Annotated in this window: 15 protein-coding genes; all 15 read right to left on the bottom strand. The window is 64.1% G+C overall.

Features of this window, described 5'->3' with window-relative positions; genetic code table 11:
- Positions 1–11: 11 nt before the first annotated feature.
- Positions 12–1,061 carry a glycosyltransferase gene (locus VXM69_RS23550; RefSeq protein WP_367189303.1) on the bottom strand — a complete coding sequence of 350 codons (1,050 nt, stop codon included), beginning with the start codon at positions 1,059–1,061 and terminating at the stop codon, positions 12–14.
- On the bottom strand, positions 1,058–1,696 hold the full coding sequence (locus VXM69_RS23545; RefSeq protein ID WP_367189302.1) for a histidine phosphatase family protein: 639 nt from the start codon (positions 1,694–1,696) through the stop codon (positions 1,058–1,060). Before VXM69_RS23545 ends, VXM69_RS23550 begins: the two co-directional genes overlap by 4 nt.
- Positions 1,693–2,661, bottom strand: a complete 969-nt coding sequence (locus VXM69_RS23540) for a glycosyltransferase (RefSeq protein ID WP_367189301.1) — start codon at positions 2,659–2,661, stop codon at positions 1,693–1,695. The genes VXM69_RS23545 and VXM69_RS23540 overlap by 4 nt, the downstream gene beginning before the upstream one ends.
- Before the next feature lie 30 nt (positions 2,662–2,691).
- Positions 2,692–3,732, bottom strand: a complete 1,041-nt coding sequence (locus tag VXM69_RS23535) for a glycosyltransferase (protein ID WP_367189300.1) — start codon at positions 3,730–3,732, stop codon at positions 2,692–2,694.
- A 9-nt stretch (positions 3,733–3,741) separates the two neighbouring features.
- Positions 3,742–7,551 (bottom strand): glycosyltransferase family 4 protein, encoded by a 3,810-nt coding sequence (locus VXM69_RS23530; protein WP_367189299.1) that lies wholly within the window; start codon positions 7,549–7,551, stop codon positions 3,742–3,744.
- The gene (locus tag VXM69_RS23525) at positions 7,548–9,188 is read right to left on the bottom strand and encodes a glycosyltransferase (protein WP_367189298.1); all 1,641 of its coding nucleotides are present in this window, start codon (positions 9,186–9,188) and stop codon (positions 7,548–7,550) included. The genes VXM69_RS23530 and VXM69_RS23525 overlap by 4 nt, the downstream gene beginning before the upstream one ends.
- Before the next feature lie 283 nt (positions 9,189–9,471).
- Entirely contained in the window at positions 9,472–10,596 is a 1,125-nt protein-coding gene (locus VXM69_RS23520) for a glycosyltransferase (protein WP_367189297.1), read from the bottom strand.
- 174 nt (positions 10,597–10,770) lie between these two features.
- The gene (locus tag VXM69_RS23515; protein WP_367189296.1) at positions 10,771–11,748 is read right to left on the bottom strand and encodes a glycosyltransferase family 4 protein; all 978 of its coding nucleotides are present in this window, start codon (positions 11,746–11,748) and stop codon (positions 10,771–10,773) included.
- A 123-nt stretch (positions 11,749–11,871) separates the two neighbouring features.
- Positions 11,872–12,999, bottom strand: coding sequence for a glycosyltransferase (locus VXM69_RS23510; RefSeq protein WP_367189295.1), 1,128 nt, complete (start codon positions 12,997–12,999; stop codon positions 11,872–11,874).
- Positions 12,996–14,219 carry a glycosyltransferase gene (locus VXM69_RS23505; protein ID WP_367190205.1) on the bottom strand — a complete coding sequence of 408 codons (1,224 nt, stop codon included), beginning with the start codon at positions 14,217–14,219 and terminating at the stop codon, positions 12,996–12,998. Before VXM69_RS23505 ends, VXM69_RS23510 begins: the two co-directional genes overlap by 4 nt.
- A 19-nt stretch (positions 14,220–14,238) precedes the next feature.
- Positions 14,239–15,360 carry a non-hydrolyzing UDP-N-acetylglucosamine 2-epimerase gene (gene wecB, locus VXM69_RS23500; protein WP_367189294.1) on the bottom strand — a complete coding sequence of 374 codons (1,122 nt, stop codon included), beginning with the start codon at positions 15,358–15,360 and terminating at the stop codon, positions 14,239–14,241.
- Positions 15,357–16,931 carry a polysaccharide deacetylase family protein gene (locus tag VXM69_RS23495; RefSeq protein WP_367189293.1) on the bottom strand — a complete coding sequence of 525 codons (1,575 nt, stop codon included), beginning with the start codon at positions 16,929–16,931 and terminating at the stop codon, positions 15,357–15,359. The genes wecB and VXM69_RS23495 overlap by 4 nt, the downstream gene beginning before the upstream one ends.
- Complete coding sequence (locus VXM69_RS23490) at positions 16,928–18,310, bottom strand: phenylacetate--CoA ligase family protein (RefSeq protein ID WP_367189292.1); 1,383 nt, start codon at positions 18,308–18,310, stop codon at positions 16,928–16,930. The genes VXM69_RS23495 and VXM69_RS23490 overlap by 4 nt, the downstream gene beginning before the upstream one ends.
- Positions 18,311–18,432: 122 nt before the next feature.
- The gene (locus VXM69_RS23485) at positions 18,433–19,227 is read right to left on the bottom strand and encodes an ABC transporter ATP-binding protein (protein WP_367189291.1); all 795 of its coding nucleotides are present in this window, start codon (positions 19,225–19,227) and stop codon (positions 18,433–18,435) included.
- A 5-nt stretch (positions 19,228–19,232) separates the two neighbouring features.
- A complete protein-coding gene (locus tag VXM69_RS23480; RefSeq protein ID WP_175894614.1) occupies positions 19,233–20,051 on the bottom strand; it encodes an ABC transporter permease in 819 nt (272 codons plus the stop codon).
- Position 20,052 lies beyond the last annotated feature (1 nt).

Here is a 20,052-nt window from a genome sequence, read left to right as displayed (position 1 = left end):
AATGGGGGCCGTTACCGCCGGCTGCCCGAAATCACTTCGGACAGCACATCGGCGCTCGCGCTCACGTGGTGGTTGCGCATCACATCTTCAAACGCCGCCGTCCGCATATCGGTACGCAATGCACGATCACCGGCGAGCCGTTCGAATGCGTCGACCCACCCGTCGAAGTCGTTGCTTACTAGCAGGCCGGTCACGCCGTCCGACACACTGTCGACGTAGATCGGTGCGCACGAGTAGATCCCCGGCACCTGCGCCGCGCCGTAATTCAGATACTTGAACGGGTTCTTGCACGCATTGAACTCGGCCGCCTCTTCATCCTCGCTGCTGCCGAGCGGCGTAATCGCGAACTGGTAGCGACCGGAGACGAGTGCCCGCATGTAGTCCGCGTACGGCATCCGGTTCGTGAAATGCAGGAACGGCAGCGAGAACATCTCCGGAAACGGGTCGCCGTAGAAGTCGAGCACGTACTCCGGATGACGCAGAAAGAACACCTGCAGCGCCGTCAGCAACATGTCCTTCGCTGCTTGCAGTTTCAGGAAATCGGCATTGGTGAACACAATGCGCGGCGGCGACGCTTCCTCGCCGGCAGCGCAAGAGGGCGTCACGTATTTCTCGACCCACATACCGTTCGGCACCAGTATCGCGTGCGGCACGATCGGCAGGATCTTGTTCAGGAGCGTGATATTCGCGACCGTCACCGCGTCGGACAGGCCGATCAGCTCGTGGATCAGGCCGAGCTTCGTGTTGTTACCCTGACCGCCGCTATAGCGCGGAAAGGAGAATATCCAGTCGTCGACATCATAGACGACGCGCACGCCACGTTCGCGTGCGCGCTTGACCAGTTCGACGGCTTGCCGCGAACTGTGCTTGCTTAGGATCAGCACGTCGCACCAGTCGACACCGGCCGGTGCACATTCGTCGTTTTCCGAAATCGCGGTGAATGACAGTTCACCGCGCGCCTCCATGAATTCGAGCACTTCGGTGATGCGCGCCGCCACCGACAGCGACGGAACGCCATACGCGACATGCGACTCTCGTTGCAAAGCCAGGACTTTCATCATGATGCACGCTGCCCGCCCGCGCCATGCACGGCAACCGGCAAATTCGATGCAGGGCCGAGCGAAAAACCGAGCAGCCGGCCCGTCGGCTCGCCGTCGCGCAACCGCACATCGACCACGGAAAGGCTCGCATGACCTGGCAGAAACGCCGGAAAGCGCGCCATACCGATCCCGGTCACCTGCTGCAGCATGCACGAGATCGGCCCGGAGTGCGCAACGACCATCACGCGCTCACAGCGCTGCTCGAGTTGCGTACGCAACCAGCCGAGCACACGCTCGTTCAACTCCAGGTGCGATTCGCCGCCCGGATAGCGATTTGCGGGATCGTCGTGAAAACGCGGCTCGGCAGCGAGAAAACGCGCAAGCGTCCAGTTCGCCACCTCGCCGGCGTCGGTTTCGCCCACACGCGCATCGACCTCCCATTGCACCTGCGGAAGCAGCAGGTCGGCTGTCTGGCGCGCGCGCCCCCACTGGCTGACGACATGGCGGTCGGCGGCGATACCTGTCTCGGCCAGCCAAGCCGCCATGCGTGCGCCTTGTGCAAGCCCCTCGTCACTCAGCACGTCCGCCGGCGTCCCGGTTACGAGACCCGCTTCGTTCGCGCGCGAGCGGCCATGCCTCACCAGATAGAGCATCATGTCGCGATGCTCCGCAGGATGTCGATCAGCGGATCGATTGCGTCCGGCAGGCAGAATCGCGTGAGTCCGTCGACCAGCGAGGGATTCTCGGGTGGCATCGCGAGCACCGCGTCGACGCCCCGCGCGATATCGGCCTCGTCGACCGGATTCGCGTAGATCGCCGCGTCGCCAAAATGCTCGCGCGACCAGTCGGAGTCGCTCAGCAACAGCCGGCAACCGGCAAGGCCAGCCTCGATCGCCGACAGGCCCGGCGGCTCATGCGACAGCTCGACATAGAACAGCGACTCCTGCAGCGCGGCACGCACGATTTCCGACTTTTGCGGCAGTCCCTTGATGAACAGCACGTTGTCGCCGCCGGCCGCGCGGCATGCCTGATAGTACGCTTCGTCGCGGCTGCGGCCCACAAGCACGAGCGGAATACCCTTCTCGCGCAGCACGCGCACGGCGGCCAGTTGGTTCTTGTTCGGCTCGATCACGCCGAACCAGATCGCGTAGCGATCGACGCCGTAGAGGCTCTTGAACAGCCCCTGCGGCGCGGGGCGCCGATACGCCGCATCGGCGCCCACGGTAATCCGGCGCGCCTTGTCGGCGGGCAACCCGAAACGTTGCGCGAAGTGCAGTTGCTCGGCGGCCGACTTGAAGATGACCGCGTCGGCCAGGCTGACGTGACGGTTGACCAGCGCCTCCGGCGTCTCGGTGGCATCACGCACCCATAGGTTCGGCCACAGCGCGACCGGCTTGCCGCGTGCCTTGACCGCTTCAAGTAATTCGAGACCGCCGCCATGCACCGAGAAATGCAGCACGACGTCGTAATCGTCGATCGAGCGCGCATAGGGCCCATAGATATCGACGATCATCCCGCGCTGCTTCAGGCTATCCGCAACGGAGAAGATCTCGTACTCACCACCGCCACGCACGAGGAATGCCTGATGGTAGGTCGTAATCAGTACGCGAGGATCCAACACTTTGATATCCAACAAAAATAGCCGGCAATATTAGCGTGCCGAACCTAGAATGGCACGAAAAACGTCGTCGCCGGTCTCATCCAGCAGCGCGGCGGCGCGGCGCTTGCCCGATGCCGCCGCGTGGGTCGCACGCGCCGGCTCGGACGCCACCGCGGCGATTGCATCGACCGCTGACGACGACGAATCGAAGATAAAGGCGGTGCCCGCCCCCACCTCGCTCGCCGCCGTCCCGTCGCGCACGAACGACGGAAGGCCGAGATGCATCGCTTCCAGGACGGGAACGCAAAAGCCCTCATGCCGGCTCACAGACAGCAACGCGTCGGCGCGATCGAAGCGCTCGAACAGGTTCTGATCGTCGACCATCCCCGCGAACTCCACGAACGGTGCCACACCAAGCGCCTGTGCGCGCTCGACCAGAAAGCCCGCGTACTGTCCATTAGGCGCCGTACCGATCACCTGCAGTCGCGCATCGACGCCCCGTTCGCGCACGCTGGCGACGATATCGATCGCATCCTCGATCCGCTTGTGCGGCACGACTCGACCGACAACGAGCAGCCCGAACGGCGCACCCGCTGTACGCTCGGTACGCGGCGGCGATACATGTCGGAACACCGCCATGTCGGCCGCCACCGGCGGCAGGATCCGAACGTCTTCAGACGCGACATACGGCGCGAGCGAACCGGCGGTGAACCGCGAATTCGCGAGCAGCGAGCCGAATCGGGCGAGCAAGGGGAACTGCTCGATCGACTTCGCGCAAAGATCGGCCGTCACCGGCTCGAATTCGCGCAGCAGCTCGGGCGACGTAACACCGTGGAAATAGCAGAGCTTCTTCCCCGGCAGCGCCAGCACGCGTTCGAGCAGCGGATCGTGGATCGAGTAACTAACCCACAGCATGTCGTCGTCGTCGATCGTGTCGAACAGGGCTTCCATCGGCTCGACATCACCCGCGTGGTGCTGCGCATGCAAGCTGACGTCGTAGCCGAGCCGGCGCGCGACGCGCGCGACGCCGAAACAGTGGTTGCCTACCGCATCGCCGGGAAAAATGTCGGGGGCCGCAATGAAAAGACGCATGACGATTCCTTACTCCAGCAGGCCGAGCGTCCGCAAACGCCCGACGTAGTTGCGCCCGACGGCCGCCGGCGCATAGTGTTCGATGATATGGGTCTTACCGTTGGCGGCACGACGATCGCGTTCCGTCGGATCTTCGACGCAGCGCAGCATGCATTGCGCGGCAGCCTCGACATCGGCGTCCCACCAGAACTGCCCGTCGCCGAAACTGTACTCCCCGGCAAGCACGGGTACCATCTCACCGCCCACCGGAAACGCAGTCGCGTCGGTCGTGAAATCACGGTTGCCCGAAAAATCTGAAGCGATGACCGGCTTGCCGAGCAGCATCGCTTCCGCGATGTTGCGCCCGAAGCCTTCGGCGCGGTGCAGCGACACGAAGCAATCGCACACCGACTGCAGACCGATCACGCGCTCCCGTTCGAACGCTTCCGAAATGATTGTGACGCGCGGATCGTTGCGTACGAATTCGAGCACCTCGTCCCATTGCGGCGACGACTTCCCCATGTTCATGGTCTTGAGCACAAGATGCACGCCCGATACATTTCCCGGAAATGCCCGCAGAAACGCACGCACGACGGCCAACGGATTCTTGCGATAGACACTCGAGTTGCCGTCGAGGATATGCAAGAACGTGAACGCGTGCTGCGGCACGCCGAAGTCGTTGCGTGCATACGCGCGCGTGAGCGGCGGCAGCGACACGGCCATCGGCATCACATGGACCGGCTTGCTGGTGGCGCCGCGCATTGCGTCGGCCGTGAAATTCGTGCTAGACCATATCTCGTCCACGACCTCGAGTGCCGCTTCCAGACCAGCCGGATAGCGCGGCAATTCCCATTGCCAGCAGCCGATGTTGTAGCGCCCGCCGAGTATTGCGTTGCCCGTGGCACCGAGCAGCCGGATCGTCTCATAGTGCGGCAGGAAAATCAGGTTCGTCCGGTACAGCGGCTTGTCGACCTCGAAGTACTCGAGTGTCCGGTCGCCCTGACGGGCGCCGATCGCAAGCGGCAGGCGCGGTATGCATTGATCGCAATCAACTTCCGTGAGCGCACGCGACGCCATCCGGACATCCTCGCCGATACCGAGTTCCCCACGCCCGAAGCCGACAATGTTCACACCACCACTGCGCCACGCACCTTCCCACGGGACAGGCTGGCTGACCTGGATGACGGGCACATTCTGGGCCGGCGGCGGCAGGCCGATCTCGAAGCGCCCGAAATCCATCAACCACTGGTTGAGCCCCGCCCGCGCCTCCTGCGTCTCGAGGTCGAATGCAGCGCGCAGATCGTCGCGCGCCTCGTGCAGAGCCTGTGCAAGTGGATGCAAGTCGCGCCACGCAGCCGGATCGACGTCGTCGCCAATGCCGAGCATTTCACGCGTCAACGGGAACGGCAGCTGCAAGCGGCCGCCAATAACCGCGCGCGCCCACCACAGTGTCAGCGCGCGGCGTCCCGCCGGCTGCGCGACGTCGACGTCGCCATCGCGCGCGCACAGCTGACGCATGAACCGGGTGATCGGCATCGGCGCGTCCTGTTCGACGGACGCGTCGATCTCGACATATGCACTCGCCGGCACGAGCACCGCGAGTCGCGGGTCGTGCATGCCAAACGCGATCCACCATTCGACAAACGCCGCGCGCCCCTCCGGCGTGGCGAGATCGGCAAGCTCGGAGAGATCGGCACGGGCTGCATGCAGCGCGCGCAACCCCTGCGTGATCGGCAGGCATGTATCCTGAACGATGTCGGATGCCGGCGCGACACAGACGTCTCGATTCATGAAGCCGCTCAGTTCCGGATCCTGCAGCGCCTCGGCAATCCACCAGCCGACGAGCGCGCGCCGGCCGCCCACCGTGCCGAGGTCCATCGATTGCGACAAGTCATCGCGCGAATGATGGAAGGCATGCATGCCGCGCGTGATCGGCAGGCTCGTATCCTGCGTCACCGTCCGGTCGACTTCGTTGAAGAGGTCCGCAGGAATCAGCTTCGCGATCGCGGGCTTCTTGCGTCCCTCGTTCATCCACCATGCAATCAGCCGGTTGCGCCCTGCCGGCGTCGCCAGATCGAGACCGGCAAGATCGGAGCGCGCGCGTGCAAACGCCAGCAGTCCGCAAGTGATCGGCAGCGGCGTATCCTGCTCGACTGCAGCGGACGGCCGCACGTATGCCGATGCCGGCATGAAGTTGTTGAACGTGTGGTTGAGCCGGCCATCGTTCATCCACCACGAAATCAGCGCCTCGCGGCCAGCCGGCGTCGACAGGTCGATGCGCGCCAAATCCTCGCGGGCGACATGCAGAGTCAGCAGGCCACGCGTAATCGGCAGCGATGCATCCTGCACGACGCCCGGCGCGGGTTCAGCATAGATGTTCGTCGGCATGAAGCCACGATAGCGCGCATCGCGCCACCCTTCGTCGACCCACCACGCGACCAGCGCACGACGCCCTTCCCGCGTCGACAGGTCGATCTGGCCGCGCAGATCGTCACGCGCATCGCAAAGCGCACACAGGCCGCGAGTCAGCGGAATCGGCAGATCCTGCTCGACCGACTCGTCCGGTTCCAGATAGACGGACGGCGCGATGAAGTCACGGTAGGCGAGGTTCGCTCGGCCGTCGTTGCACCACCAGCGAATCAGGTCACGCCGTCCCGCAGCGTCGTTCAAATCAAACGCTCCGCGCAGGTCGTCGCGCGCGAGATAGACCGCATGCAGCCCGCGTGTCAGAGGCAGCACACCGTCCTGCGGCAGGTCGTCGTCGGGCACCGCGAGCCACGCGCGCTGCTCGTCATCAATCGCGACGCCTTGATTCAGGTGAATTGCCGCGCAGTGCAGTGGCCGCGCCGGATCCAGATACTGGCGCAGCACGGCGTTCCCCAGCCACAGAGCGTCGATCACGCTGGTGCGGCCGAATGGCAGATGTCCTTGCAGGTGGAACATCTGCTGGAACCCATTGGTTGCGCGATGGTTCGTCAGATCGATACCGGGCTCGACGATCGGATTGCCGAACAGGTACAGATTGCGCTCGACGACCTGCGTACATTCGTCAGGAATCTTCGCCCCGTCGTGGCTGAGTCCGCGTGAATGCAGCCACGTGTAGTCGACGATCTGCGCCCCGCTCTCGCGCAACCGCATCGACAGGCTGTGTTCGTCGATGATCGACATCGCCTTCTCGCGAAACCGCTGCAGGTTCGCGTCGGACAGATCGAACACCGAATGCCATTGGCCATGCGGCAGCCCATCGCCAGTCAACCAGTCGATCAGATACTGACGATAGTTCTCCGACAACGGCGCATCCTGTCGGAATGGCGCCGTGCGTGACGACGTAAAAAACAGGTCCGTCGGGAATTGCCCCGTAAAGGTCCCCAGCGCACGAATGCGCTCGGGCACCGCGATCAGGAATTTCGAGCAGCCCCAGGTCTGAAAACTCCGCCCCACCAGGCGGGCTGGCGCCGGATACGCGTCGATATGCGCGAGGACGACATGGCGATTCTTCGCCGCGAACTCGAACATGCCGTAATTGATATACGGATAGAAACCGTTGTACTCGTTCTCGTACGCCGATGTCACGACATGGACGAGATCGTACCGATCGATATCCGGCCCGAGATGCGCAAGTGCTGTATCCCAGCCGCTGAATTCGCGGCGCGTGTTGTCCCCGCCGATCAGCAAGGCCCGCGAGCCCAGCCTCGCATGCACGCCAGGCCGCAATGCGGTGTCGATCAGCAACGCATCGTAGTCAAGGCCGCCGACGCGCTGGTACATCTGGCACAGTCGCTTGAATGCGCCCTCATAATCCGTGTCGCCATAGCGCACGAAAAGGGTGAGTAACTTCATTCCTCCAACTCCACCTCGAAGATGACTTTGTTCTGGTCGGCGTTCGCCCAGCCGGCCCGTTCGACGTCGAACTGGGCGGTGCGGTAGAAGAATTCCAGCCGTCCGAGGCTGCGCTCGATGCTCGCCTCGCCAATACGGTCGCCGACAAGCGCAAGGACTTCACGAGCGGCTTCGGCCCAGCCGAAGATCGCCTGGGGCCGTTGCGCCTGCGTGCGCGTCGCACTGCGCGTGTGCGCATCGTCAAGGACGGCGCGCACCGCACGCAACAGTTCGGTTCTGCGGTTATACGGCACGATGTCATCGATCGGGCTCACGCGCTCGCGGATTTCGTCGATCAGCACACTGTCGCGCGCAATCACCTGCTTGCCGAACGACAGCGCCTTCAGGACGGGCAGGCCGAACCCTTCGTAGTAGGACGGGAACACGAGGCACGCGCAATCGCGGAATAGACGGTCGACATCCTCGTTCGACAGCCTGCCTGACGGCAGTTGCTCGACTTTCGGAAACTGCTCGCCGGTCTCGCCGAGCACCTTGATGCTGACCTCGGGGAACCCGGCGGCAAGCACGCGAACCGCCTCGGCAAGGCCCTTGTGGTAGTACTGGTTGCCGACCACGAGTACGTAGGGCTCGGCTTCTGGCCGTGCAGCGCAGGTTTCCTCGGTGAAATATTCGGCCGGGTCGAGCGAGCAGTACGAGACCGCGGCAGGCACGTTGCGCGCGGCCGGGAAACGCTCCTCGAACGCTCGGCGCGTGTAGTGGCTGTTGTACACGAAGCCGTCCGAATGATCGGCTGCCGTGCGCCATACGCCGTCGATATGCGGCATCCGGATGTAATGGCAGTCCCAAGCGATCGCATCCAGGATCACGTACATGTTGACCAACGATCGCCACGCCTGATCGCGCAGTTCGCTGAAGCTCCATGGCTGCGAAAGGCGCACGCACGCGTCGAACAGGTCGTGCTCGCCGAGCTCGAACGCGAGCGTGCAGCCCGGGACGTCCTGCAATGCGTGAAAATCGGCCGACTGCGGAAGCACCCAGAAATATGGCTCGATGCGATACTCGGCCGCCAGCGCGCAGATCGGCCTCATCAGCGACAAGATATGCTGCGCCGTACCGTTGTAGCCCGGAGCCAGATTGCGGATATCGAACAGCACGCGGCGCGCCTCTTTCGGCTTGACGGCCTGCCACAACAGCTTCTGCAACCGCTGCTCCGGAAACTCGACCTGACGTTCGAGCGCACGGTAGAAGTCGGACGCGCGATCGATGACGGGCGGCGCGGCGGGTTCTGAAACATCGCCCGACTCGTGTGCCAGAAATAACGCACGATTGCTGACGACTGCACTGTAACCGCGGCGATTGGCGCGAATGAAAAGCATGGCGAGCGCATCGGACAGGTCGAAGGTCTTGCCTTCGAGTCGACCGAAGTTGTACAGCACGCCGGAGCGCACGAGCACCGGCGCGGCCTGCACGAGGCCGCCGCCAAAACGTTCGGGCAACGCCGCGACAAAGCGCTCGAACGCATCCGGACGATCGAGCGCCGGTTCGCCTGGCCTGCGCGGCACCGGAGCGGATCCGCCCACGTTCGTGCGCGGCAATGCAAAACCATACAGCGGATCGGCGGCGATGCCCGCGCGCAACGCATCCAGTGCCGGTGCGCCGAAATCGTAGGCCGGCCCGACGAACAGCACGTCGGTGCTCGCCTCGATCAGCGGATGAAGCGTGCGATTCAGCGCGGCGTAGAAGCCGCCTGCGTCGGCGACCCCAATTCCTTCGCAATCCGCAGCGGCCGCTGCATCCAGTGCGCGCTGATCGCCTACATGCGCGAACACCACGACACGGCTCGCGTGGGCACGCCACGCGGCCAGTTGTGCCGAACCGGCATGATTGCCGGCATCCGGCGTGACGATAATCGCGATCGCGTTATCCATTCTGTTCCTCCAGGATACCCATCGGCCGACGTGCCTCGATGGCTGCGCACAAGTCGCCATACACGCGCTCGGCGCGGAAGTGTTCGAAAATGAACGCATGCGCCGCAGACTGCATCGCCACGCGTCGCTCGCTCGAGCGCAGCACGTCGACGATCGCGTCTGAAAACGTGACCACATCGGTCGCGATCACGGCCGGCACCTCGCCGAGCTCGCGCAGCCCGTCCGCCGCCGAGGGCCAGGCGACGTGCGCCTTGCCCCACGCGAGCGCCTCGATGGTCTTGATCTTCAGGCCGGTTCCGACTCGGCAGGGATTCACGACCACCTCGGCCTGCGCATATTCCGCGTCCAGGCTTTCGACGAAACCGAGCAAAGCCACCGTCGGATCGTCGCACGTGACCTCGCGGCACACCTTGCCGACTACGCGCAGCCGTGCGTCCGGACAAGCCTGCCGAACCAGCGGCCACGTGAAGTCGAGAAAATCCTGCGTGCCGCGCACGTTGAACTCATTGCCCGACGCGACGATCAGCACACGTCCGGGCACAACAGCGGTCCCGTCATCCTGTTGCGGCACAAGGTCGAAACTCGTCAGCAGTACTTTGCGCGACGGTACAAACGCGGCTATTTCGTCCAGTTCGACGCGCTGGATCGCGAGCACGACGTCGGCGCGCAGCAACAGCCGACGCTCTTGGTCCTCCGTCAGGCTGAGGCCGTAATTCTTGATGCCGTACTGTTCGACCGTCGCCTGCTTGCGACAAAAAAGGTCGTGCGCATCGATGATCTTCAGCGCGTCTGCGCATTCGGGCAATTCGAGGATGCGGCTCATGAACACGTATTGAGCAATCACGACGTCGGGCTGAAGGGCTGCAGTGATCGCTGCGACTTCGTCGACGAACCAGGCCGGGCAGAAACCGTCCTGGATCTGCGCCAGCGCCGGATCGTCGAACCCGGGATCGACAGCGCGCGCCGTTGCGCCGGGCACGAAGCGATTGTCGAAAACGTACAGTTGATCGGCGACGTCGCGCAAACCGATGATGCACTCGTTCGGTACTTCGGTATCGCCGAGCGGCTTCAATACGAGCGTGATGCCATACCCGCGCTGCCGGAACCACGACAGCATCTTGTAGATGCGGATCTCGTTGCCGGCCGCCGGTGGATACGGCAGAACATGCGTGACCATCATCACGTGCGGCGTCGACTGCACCCGTACGGGCGCGAACAAATCAGATTTCATAAATTCCCATGCCTTGCAGCAGGCTTCGGTCCGTGCTTGACTCGTGAACTGTCGCGTCGGTCATATCAGTTGGCGATAAATGTCGCCCAGCGCCGCGGTCGTGCGGGCCCACGTGAACGCCGCCGGATCGAAGCCGGGCGCCGCCGCGAGCTGTGCGTCGCGGCCCGCATCGACGAGCGCACGCAGTTTGGCACTCATCGCGTCGATCGCGTCCGGCGCGACGTAGTCGGCGCGCGCGCCGAAGTATTCGGCGCACGACCCTTCCGACGTGATCAGCAGCGGCGCGCGCTGCGCAGAGGCTTCGAGCGCCGCGAGCCCCGGTGTCTCCAGCGTGCTCGGCAGGCAGAATGCATCGCAGGCCGCATAGCCGGACAACAGCAGGTCGTCGTGCGGCATCACGCCGGGGTAGATGACCTGCGCGCCCCCCTCTTCCAGCACCGCATCGGCATACGCGGTATCGCGTTTCGCGCCCACCAGCACGAGCTTCACGTCGGGCAGCGCCTTCATCGCGCGCACGAGCGCGAGCTGGTTCTTGCGCGGCTCGATGTTGCCGACGTTGAGCACGAATTTCCCTTCGAGGCCGAAGTGCCGGCGAAATGCGTGCGGCGACACCGACCGCAGAAACAGGTCGTCGATCCCGTTGTAGACGTGCGCGAAGCGTTCGCGCGGAAGGTCCAGCACCTCAGCCAGCGTATCGCTCTCCACGGCAGAATTCGTGACAATGACGTCGGCGAGGCCAAGCTGCGCGCGGATCTCATCGATCGGATACAGATGCCGGGTAGCGTCGGTAATCCATAGGCTTGCCGAGACCACGAGCGGCAAGCCGAGCCGCTTCACGAAGTGGCAGAAATGATAGGAACCGCTGATACACGAGAAGAAATGCACGACATCGTGTTCCAGAAACCGCGGCTCCCACATATTCATCAGCGTCGCGTCGATGCCGTGCGCAGGCACGTGCTTGTGGTACGCCAGCAGCTGGACCTCTCCGCCGCCTGGCGTATGAAATGCCATCGGATAAGTGGCAAAGAGTACCTTCATAAATTTTGTCTCAGTTGCAACAAAAGGGGCTCGAATCACGGTCGTGGACCTGACCGACGATTTTACCGGACCGGGCCGTCGGTCAATTCATCGAAATGGCACAGGGCTGCCCGCCCGGCTCGGTCAGCGCCGCACCTGCTCGTACAGCGCGCCATACGCCCGGCCCAGCGCGTCACTCGAAAACAGCCGTTCGTACCGCGCACGCGCCGCACAGCCCATCCGGGCGGCCAGCGCATTGTCGGCAAGCAGCCGGCCTGCGGCATCCGCCAGCGCCATCGGCTGCTCCGGCGCGACGACGAACCCGGTGACGCCATCCTCGTTCACGTAGGACGTTCCCGAACCCATTTCGCAGCAGACGGTCGGCTTGCCGAACATCTGCGCCTCGACCAGCACCATGCCGAATGCTTCCGAGCGCAGATGCGACGGCAGCACCAGCGCCCGGCACGCCGCAAGCAGGGCGATCTTCTCGTCGTCGGACACCTGTCCCGCGAAGATCACGTTGCGCGCGCCGAGTCGCTCGGCCTGCGCGTGCAGGTTGGCCTGTTCTGGCCCCGACCCAGCGATCACGATCGGCGCGCCGATCTGCGCCGCAGCGTCGATCAGCGTGTGAAACCCCTTGTAGTAGCGCAGCACGCCGAGCGCAAGCAGGAACGGCTTGGCCGCCAGCGCGGCAAGCTCAGGGCGCGTCTGCTCGAGCGACAGCACGCGCGGCGTGTCTCGATAGTCGGCGATGCCGAGCGGAATCGTATGAAGTTGCCTCGCGGAAACCGCCGTCGCCAGTACCGGGCTGGTTCGCGCATACGCCGGCGACGTCGCGACGACAGCGGCCATCGCCTTCAGTGTGCGCCGCATCAACGGCCCGTAGACGGCGCCGAGCAGCTTCTGCCGCACGATGTCCGAGTGATAAGTCATCACGGCGGGCTTGCGGGTCCGACCGAGCAGGTGCAGCACGTCAGCGAAAGGCCAGGGGAAATGGAAGTGGACGACGTCCGCCCAATCGACGAGTTCACGATAGCGCCGCAACGCGTCGATGCCGCCGAGATCACACGACGCCGGTGCCGCCCACGAACGGGCTCGCACGACGAGCCCCTCGTCGCGCTCGACGCAAGTCGGTTCGGGCGTCGGCGACAGCGCGAAAATGCGCGCGTCGACACCGTAGCGACGCGTCGCCATCGCGATCTGGCGAATTGCCTCCTGCAGCCCGCCCGGCGGATCCGGAAAATACGTTCGGTAGACGTGCGCGACCTTCATGCGCGCCCCCCGACCGCCATGCCCCGCCGTGCCGGTTGCCGGCGCGCATCGCCAAACGTAAGTGCGAGCATCTTGTCGAGCCGGCGATCCCAGGTATTGTCTCCGACCGCTGCTTGCGCCTCGTGGCGATCGAGCTTGCCGCGCGCGAGCTGACGCTCGATCGCCGCGACGAACGACGGCAGATCGCCGCCGACTTCGAGCCCTGCATGCGGATCGCGTGTGAAGTCCAGCGGCGTCGATACCACCGGCAGGCCAGCCGCGAGGTATTCGTAGAACTTCATCGGAAACATCGACCGCGTGTAGTCGTTCAGCAGCGTCGGCAGCACGCCGACACTCATCCCGCGCAAATAGGCGGGCAGGTCGCTGTAGTTCCGGTAGCCGAGCAGGTGTGCATTCGGCAACTGCGCGAATTCCGCGAGCAACGGGCTGCGCTGCCCTTCGCGCTCCTCGCCGATGATGACCCAGTGCCATTCGGGCCGGGTTTTCGCGGCGGCCAGCAACAGCGGCATGTCGATCTTGAAGTCGGACAGCACGCCGTGATAGACGAGACGCGGTTCCGGAATCGCCGCCAGCTCCGGCGGCAACGGTGTGTCGTCGAGCGCTGCACCGAAATGCGCGGCATCGACGACGTTGCTGAGATAGTACGTGTTCGGATTGTGCGGCGAGCATTGCGACTGCAGAGCCGGCGCCGTCGTGAATACCGCGTCGCTTGCGCCCAGCAGCAGGCGTTGCGCGCTGCCGAAAGCGTCGACATCAACGCCAGGCACCGCGCCGAGATCGTCCACGCAATGGTAGACGAGCGGCCCGCGCCGCAGGCCGCGGATCGCGTCGAGCATGAACGGATGGTAGGTCCACGTGACCGGCGTGTCGAAACGCTTGCCGCGCGCGAACCGGCTGACCGTCGTGCGCAACAGGAACTGGTTCAGCGCACGCACGAGCGGCCAGTGATGTTTCGCGGGAATCATCAGCGGCGACAACACCCAGACATTCCGTGCACGGCGCGGCGGCCCGAGCACAAGCGACTGCACCCCGCGCCACAGCCGCCGCCACAGGCGTGCCCAGTCACGGCCGCTGCCGACTTTCGGCGAACGGAACCCCACGCTCTCGACGTACAGCACGCGCCACCCGCGCGAGGCAAGCAGGCTCGCCGTATGCTGCTTGTTCGTCCAGTACGGTTCGTCCCAGTCCGCAGTCGAGAACATCACACAGTCGCGCGGCATCAGGCTGTCCTGAACGCGCTCATCCACGGAAAACCTCTGCTTGACGCCCCAGTAGACTCATGAGGATGCGTTGCGATGCACGGCTGTCCCCGTACGGATTTGCGCGAGCGGCCAGCTCGGCGCGGCGCCCGGGATCGTCGAGCCATTCGACGACCGCCTGCTCGATCCGCTCGACGGACTGGCCGGCCAGCGTCGCGAAACCCGCGTCCACGCCCTCGCGGCGCTCGGTGTGATTGCGCATCACGACGACCGGCACGCCGAACGATGGCGCCTCCTCCTGGATACCGCCCGAATCGCTGACAACGAGCGTGCTGCGGCTGATCAGGTACAGGCTCGTCGGGTAGTCGACAGGCTCGATCAGCGTGAGGTTCGGAATGCCGGCCAATTCGCGGTGGACCGGTTCGCGCACGGCCGGATTCAGATGAACGGGAAATACCCAGCGATACGTGTCGTAGCGTGCGCACAGATCGCGCAGCATCTTGCAGATGCTCTCGAGCACGTCGCCGAAATTCTCGCGACGGTGACAGGTCACGAGCACCTGCGGGCGACCGTCGCACATCCATTCAGGCAGCGTGGCCGCTAGGTCGCGCGTCTTCCAGACCTCGCGGACGAGTGAAATCGCGTCGACGACCGTATTGCCCGTGACCAACACCTGCGAAGCGGGAACGCCCTCCGCGAGCAAGTTGCGCGCGGCGGCGCCGGTCGGCGCGAAATGCAGCTTCGCAATGCGACCGAGCAGGCTGCGATTCGCCTCCTCGGGAAACGGGCTAGCCAGATCGCCGGTCCTAAGCCCCGCCTCGATATGTGCAACCGCAATCCCGCGATGGAACGCCGCGAGGCCGCCGCACATCGCGGTCGTCGTATCGCCCTGCACGAGCATCCAGTCAGGCCGGATGCCGTCCAGCACCGCGTCAAGCCCCGTGAGCAGGCGCGCCGACAGCCCGTTGAGCGTCTGCCGCGGTCGCATCACGTCGAGCTCGATATCGGGTGCAATGCCGAAAAAGTCCAGCGCCTGCGCGAGCATCTCGCGATGCTGCCCGCTCGAGCATACGATCGTCTCCACTTCCGTGCGCAGCGTGGCGACCACGGGAGCAAGCTTGATCGCTTCCGGGCGCGTGCCCATCAAGACCATCACTTTCATGACAGCATCATCCCCGCAGCGAGTTCGACATGCTCGCCACGCCATTCGACGCCCATCGCGAATGCGCCACGGGTGCCGGGCAGCACGCATGCGCGGATGCCGCCGACCTCCTCGACCATGTTCACGCGGGCCCGCGCCGCAAGAAAGTCCAGCGCGGTTTCTTCCGTCATGAACAGCGGATTGCGCGCCTTCGCGCGGATGTACGCGATCAATTGCTCATGCGCGTCGACTCGCTGCGGTTCGTCGCGCCAGCCGTATTGATAGCGTTCGGAAAACGGATGGTCGAGATAGCCGAACAGCGTACGCGTCTGGTACGCGAGATCGAATGCCTGTTTGTAGACGGCAAGCGGATCGCCCGCTGCCAGCAAACAATCGCCGTGCAGCATGCACTGCTGACTGTGACCGACGAACCCGGCAGGCATTCCGGCCAGTTCACCGCCACGCGCGATCAGGAACTCCGGATCATTGCGAATGATCCCACCGATGCAGCCTTCGTAGCCCGCATCCGCAAGCGCATGCAATGCGTACGGCGGCGACTGGTGGAACGGCGACACCGCATAGCGCACGCGCTGGCCGGTCACCTCTCGAATCAATTCGGCCGATTGCAGGCCCTCGGCGAGCGCGGCCTCATAGCTGCCGCCCCAGTTCGGCGCATGCGTCGCGGTATGCGACAGCACGGCGCCGCCGTCGTCGAGCAACTCGCGCAGAATCGGGTAGTGCTTCGGATCGTGCAGGTTCTGCGTATGGACCGCCAGCGAGAATGGTACGTCCATGCGTCGATACGCGTCCCACAACGGCCGCGATGCTTCGATATCCTCATCGCAGTCGAGGCGCGACGTGATCGCCGCATCGTACCCCCAGGGCAACTCGCCGAGTACCGCATGGCACGGCAGCCTGTCCGCGCGATGTGCCGACAGGAAGCGCTCGACGATTCGCCACTCGAACGAATCGATCGGCCCGACCGCACGGTTGAACCACAGCACGCTCGAGGCATCGTCGTCCCACAACGCCGCGTACGATCCTGCCGGTACGCCATCGATCCGCAGGCTCGCGAGTTCGGCGTCTGATGCAACGCGGGCCGGTTGTGCAATCGACCAGATCGATCCGTCGCAGCGAATCGCGCCGTGGCCCAGGTTGTTCCATTCGTCGGTGAAGTCGAAACGCTCGAACGGCCGTTGCCATGTGTCGCCGCCCAGCGTCGCTGCGGCAGCCGTATAACCGACCACAGCCCGGCTCGCCCGCGTGTCGCCGGTCGGCGCCGGTTCGCTGCGACTCGCGCCGGCCAGTTCATCGGGAAACGCCCCGTCCACCCGAACGCCGAGAGCTGCGGCGAGCACCGCCGGCATCCGCCCGAACACGAGCAGCTTGCGCGGCTGCGCACGCAGCCATGCCAATAGGTCGTCGCCCCACGCATCGGGCAAGTCGACGGCCACGATTACGCTGTCCGCCCTCGTGAGCAACGCACCACGCGAAATCGGACGCGCCTGGGCCGCGGTCACTGAGCGCCGAAGCGCCGCGAGGACGAGTTGCCCCGCTTGCGCGGCACCATCATTGAAAAGAACACCGATCATGCGGTCACCACGTGGCGGAATTTGGCGCGTCGGCCGACGCGTACAAGATCATCATGGCCGACGAAGGAAATCGTGAAGGCATCGCCCCAGAAATGCCGCAGCTTCGCGGTCGTTTCGTCGGCATTGGCCCACGGCTCGAGCACGATCCGCAATGTCGGCGGCGTGGTGCGAAGATCGATCTGGAACTCCTGGATACCGCCGACCCGGTGATCGAGCATGTCCTGAATATGATGCGTCGGGTGCGCGATGCCGTTGATCGGCACGACGTCGTGAATCCGCCCGACAACGTCGGTCAGCACGAACCCTTTCACCGGATCGTCCTCCACGCGGGCCAAGTCGCCGGTCGCATAGCGGATGAGCGGCATCAACCGATTGCGGAAGCCTGTAAATACGAGTTCGTGGGCAGCGTCCGCGCCATCGACGAGCCGGCTTTCCGGCCAGCCCTCGGAATCCATCACGCGAAAGCCGCCTTCATGCCCGTCGAGTTCATACGCCATCACGCCGAGTTCAGCGAGCCCGTAGCGATCGATCACACGGCACCTCAACGCGGACGCGATGACCTCGCGCGCATGCGGCTCAAGCAGTTCCCCGCTCGACTCGAACACCGCGAACGCATTGCCGCCTCCGTACTTGCGCTGCACGTAGCAAGCAAGCGCGTACATGGTCGACGGATGCGAATGGGCGAGATAAGGCCGGCGGCTTTTCAGCGTGCGCCACATTTCCTCGAGGCCCGCATCGTCGATGCGATCGAAGAAGATGTTGCTGCGGTTCATTGCGAAGCACTTGAAATCTTCGCGCGAAGGCCATTCCGGCACGACGTCGTCGGGAAAGCGGCACGCGAAATGCAGCTCGAAGCGATGGCGCAGCTTGCCGATACGCTCGCGCGCGTAGAACGTCACCGCCGACGAATAGTCCGCGCCGTCCTGATCGTAGAAGATCGTGCAGGACAGGCCGGTCGAGCCGCCCGTCTTGCAGACGTGATGCCGCACGCTATCGAGCGGCGCCGACAGCAAACGGTCGCCCTGCTCGCGAATGATGTCCTTCGTCAGATAAGGCAGCGCATCGAGATGGCGCACGTCGTCGCGCACACGTTGGGGATCGAACTGTCGCGCGGCAAACAGATCGCGATAGTACGGTACGGAAGTGCCGGCAAATTCGAGCGTGTCGACGAGACGATCAATCGCGATGCGGCGGCGCGCTTCGAGCGACAACCCGTAATACTGGCGCAATTCGGCAATCTTGGGGCGCACGCTGCGCTTTTCCCGGCTTTCCGCGATCGGGTATGCGATATACCCGCCCGCGAACCCCTTCAGCGTGCGGAACGGCTGCCGCCCGAACAAGGCTCCGGAGTGGCGAAGAAATGGATGATCAGCTCGCATGGGAATTCAACCTCGTGGCACCCGCGCAAGGCGGATGCGAATGCCGTTGGATCGGCAATGTATTGGGGACTTTCTCGCGCGGCCGCCGGCGAAGCGAGCACCTCCGCCGGCGGCTGTCGCGTTCAATGCAGCAGTCCCGCGGAATTACCGGCCGGCGGCAGTTCAATTGCCGGCGACTCCGGCTCCGGCGGCGGTGCGACGACCGGCTCGTCGCCGATGACCTTGCCATGCTCCATCGAGATCTTGCGTGTGCACACGCGTTCGACCAGCTTCGGATCGTGCGACGCGACCACGAGCAGCGACGCCTTGCCGACCAGGTGTTCCAGCCGCTCAGCGGCCTTGAGGCTGAACTCGGCGTCACCGACGCTCAGCCATTCGTCCATGATCAGGATGTCGGCCTCGACGCTCGTCGAAATCGCGAACGCAAGCCGCAGCATCATCCCGCTCGAGTAGGTCCGCACCGGCAGGTTCAGGTAATCGCCGAGTTCGCTGAAATCGGCGATCTCGTCGATCTTGCTCCGGATGCGCGCGGGCTTCAGGCCATCGAGGATGCCGCGCAAATAGATGTTCTCGAAGCCCGTCGCATCCGGATCGAGACCCATCGACACGTCGAGCAGTGAAGCGATCTTGCCGGTCACCTTGAGTTCACCGCGCACGGGTGCGTAGACACCCGACAGCGTACGGAGGAGCGTCGTCTTGCCGGATCCGTTGTGGCCGACCAGGCCGATGCGTTCCCCGTCCGAAAAGGTGAAATTCAGATCGTCGAGTGCGCGGACGACCGTGTGACGGCCTGCGTCTTGGCCAATCCGCCCGCCCGTCGTGAGATTCAGCACCGCCTTTTTCAGCGAGCGGTGTGAATTCTCGTAGATCGGGAATTCGACGAATACGTTACGAGCGACAATCGATGAGGAACTCACGGTAATCAAAGCCAATAAGGAACACGGTTACGGAAACGCTTCATCAGGTATTGGGCGAACGCGAACCCGACGATCAGCAGGCCAATCGACCAAGCCCACGATTCCCACAGAATCGGCCGCCCGGTCAACGGAGCCCGTACCGTTTCGATCAGGTGATAGAGCGGGTTGTATTCCGCAACCCATGCGCGGTCCTTCAGGATTTCTGGCGACCACATGACCGGCGTGAAGAAGAACACGACCTGAATCAGGTTCGTCACGATCGGCGGAATATCGCGGAAGCGCGCACACAGGATGCCAAGCGTGACGCCGAGCCAGACACCGTGCAGCAGCAGGACCACCAGTGCCAGCGGCACAAGCAGGAATTCCCACGATGGCATGTGGCCGAAGATCACGAACAGGATGATCACGACCGGCAGGCTGTGCAGCAGGATCACGAAGTTGCGCCACGCGATGCGGCAGACGTGCACGGTCAACGGCAACCGGATCTGCTTGATCAGATAGGCCGCGCTGATGAACGCGGTGCAGCCTTCGTTCGCCACCGACGCGATGTAGGCCCACACGACGAGGCCGATCGACAGATACGGCAGGTAGTTCGAAATTTCCTGGTGCAGCAATTGCGAATACAGCGCGCCGAGCACGGCCACCATCACGATGGTGCTCAGCGTGAACCAGAACGGGCCGATGACCGAACGGCGATAACGTTGCCGGATGTCATGCCATCCGAGCGTGCCCCATACGCGCGTCGCCATCACGCCGACGATCAGGTCGTCGCTGCCGGTATGGTTGCCGAGTTCGGCGTCGTCGTTGACGAAGGTAGCATCCATG

Source organism: Burkholderia sp. Ed8 (assembly GCF_040761425.1).
GTDB classification, from domain to species: Bacteria; Pseudomonadota; Gammaproteobacteria; order Burkholderiales; family Burkholderiaceae; genus Burkholderia; species Burkholderia seminalis.
Note: the sequence above shows the minus strand (reverse complement) of the source record. Positions and strands in the feature narration are given on the sequence as shown.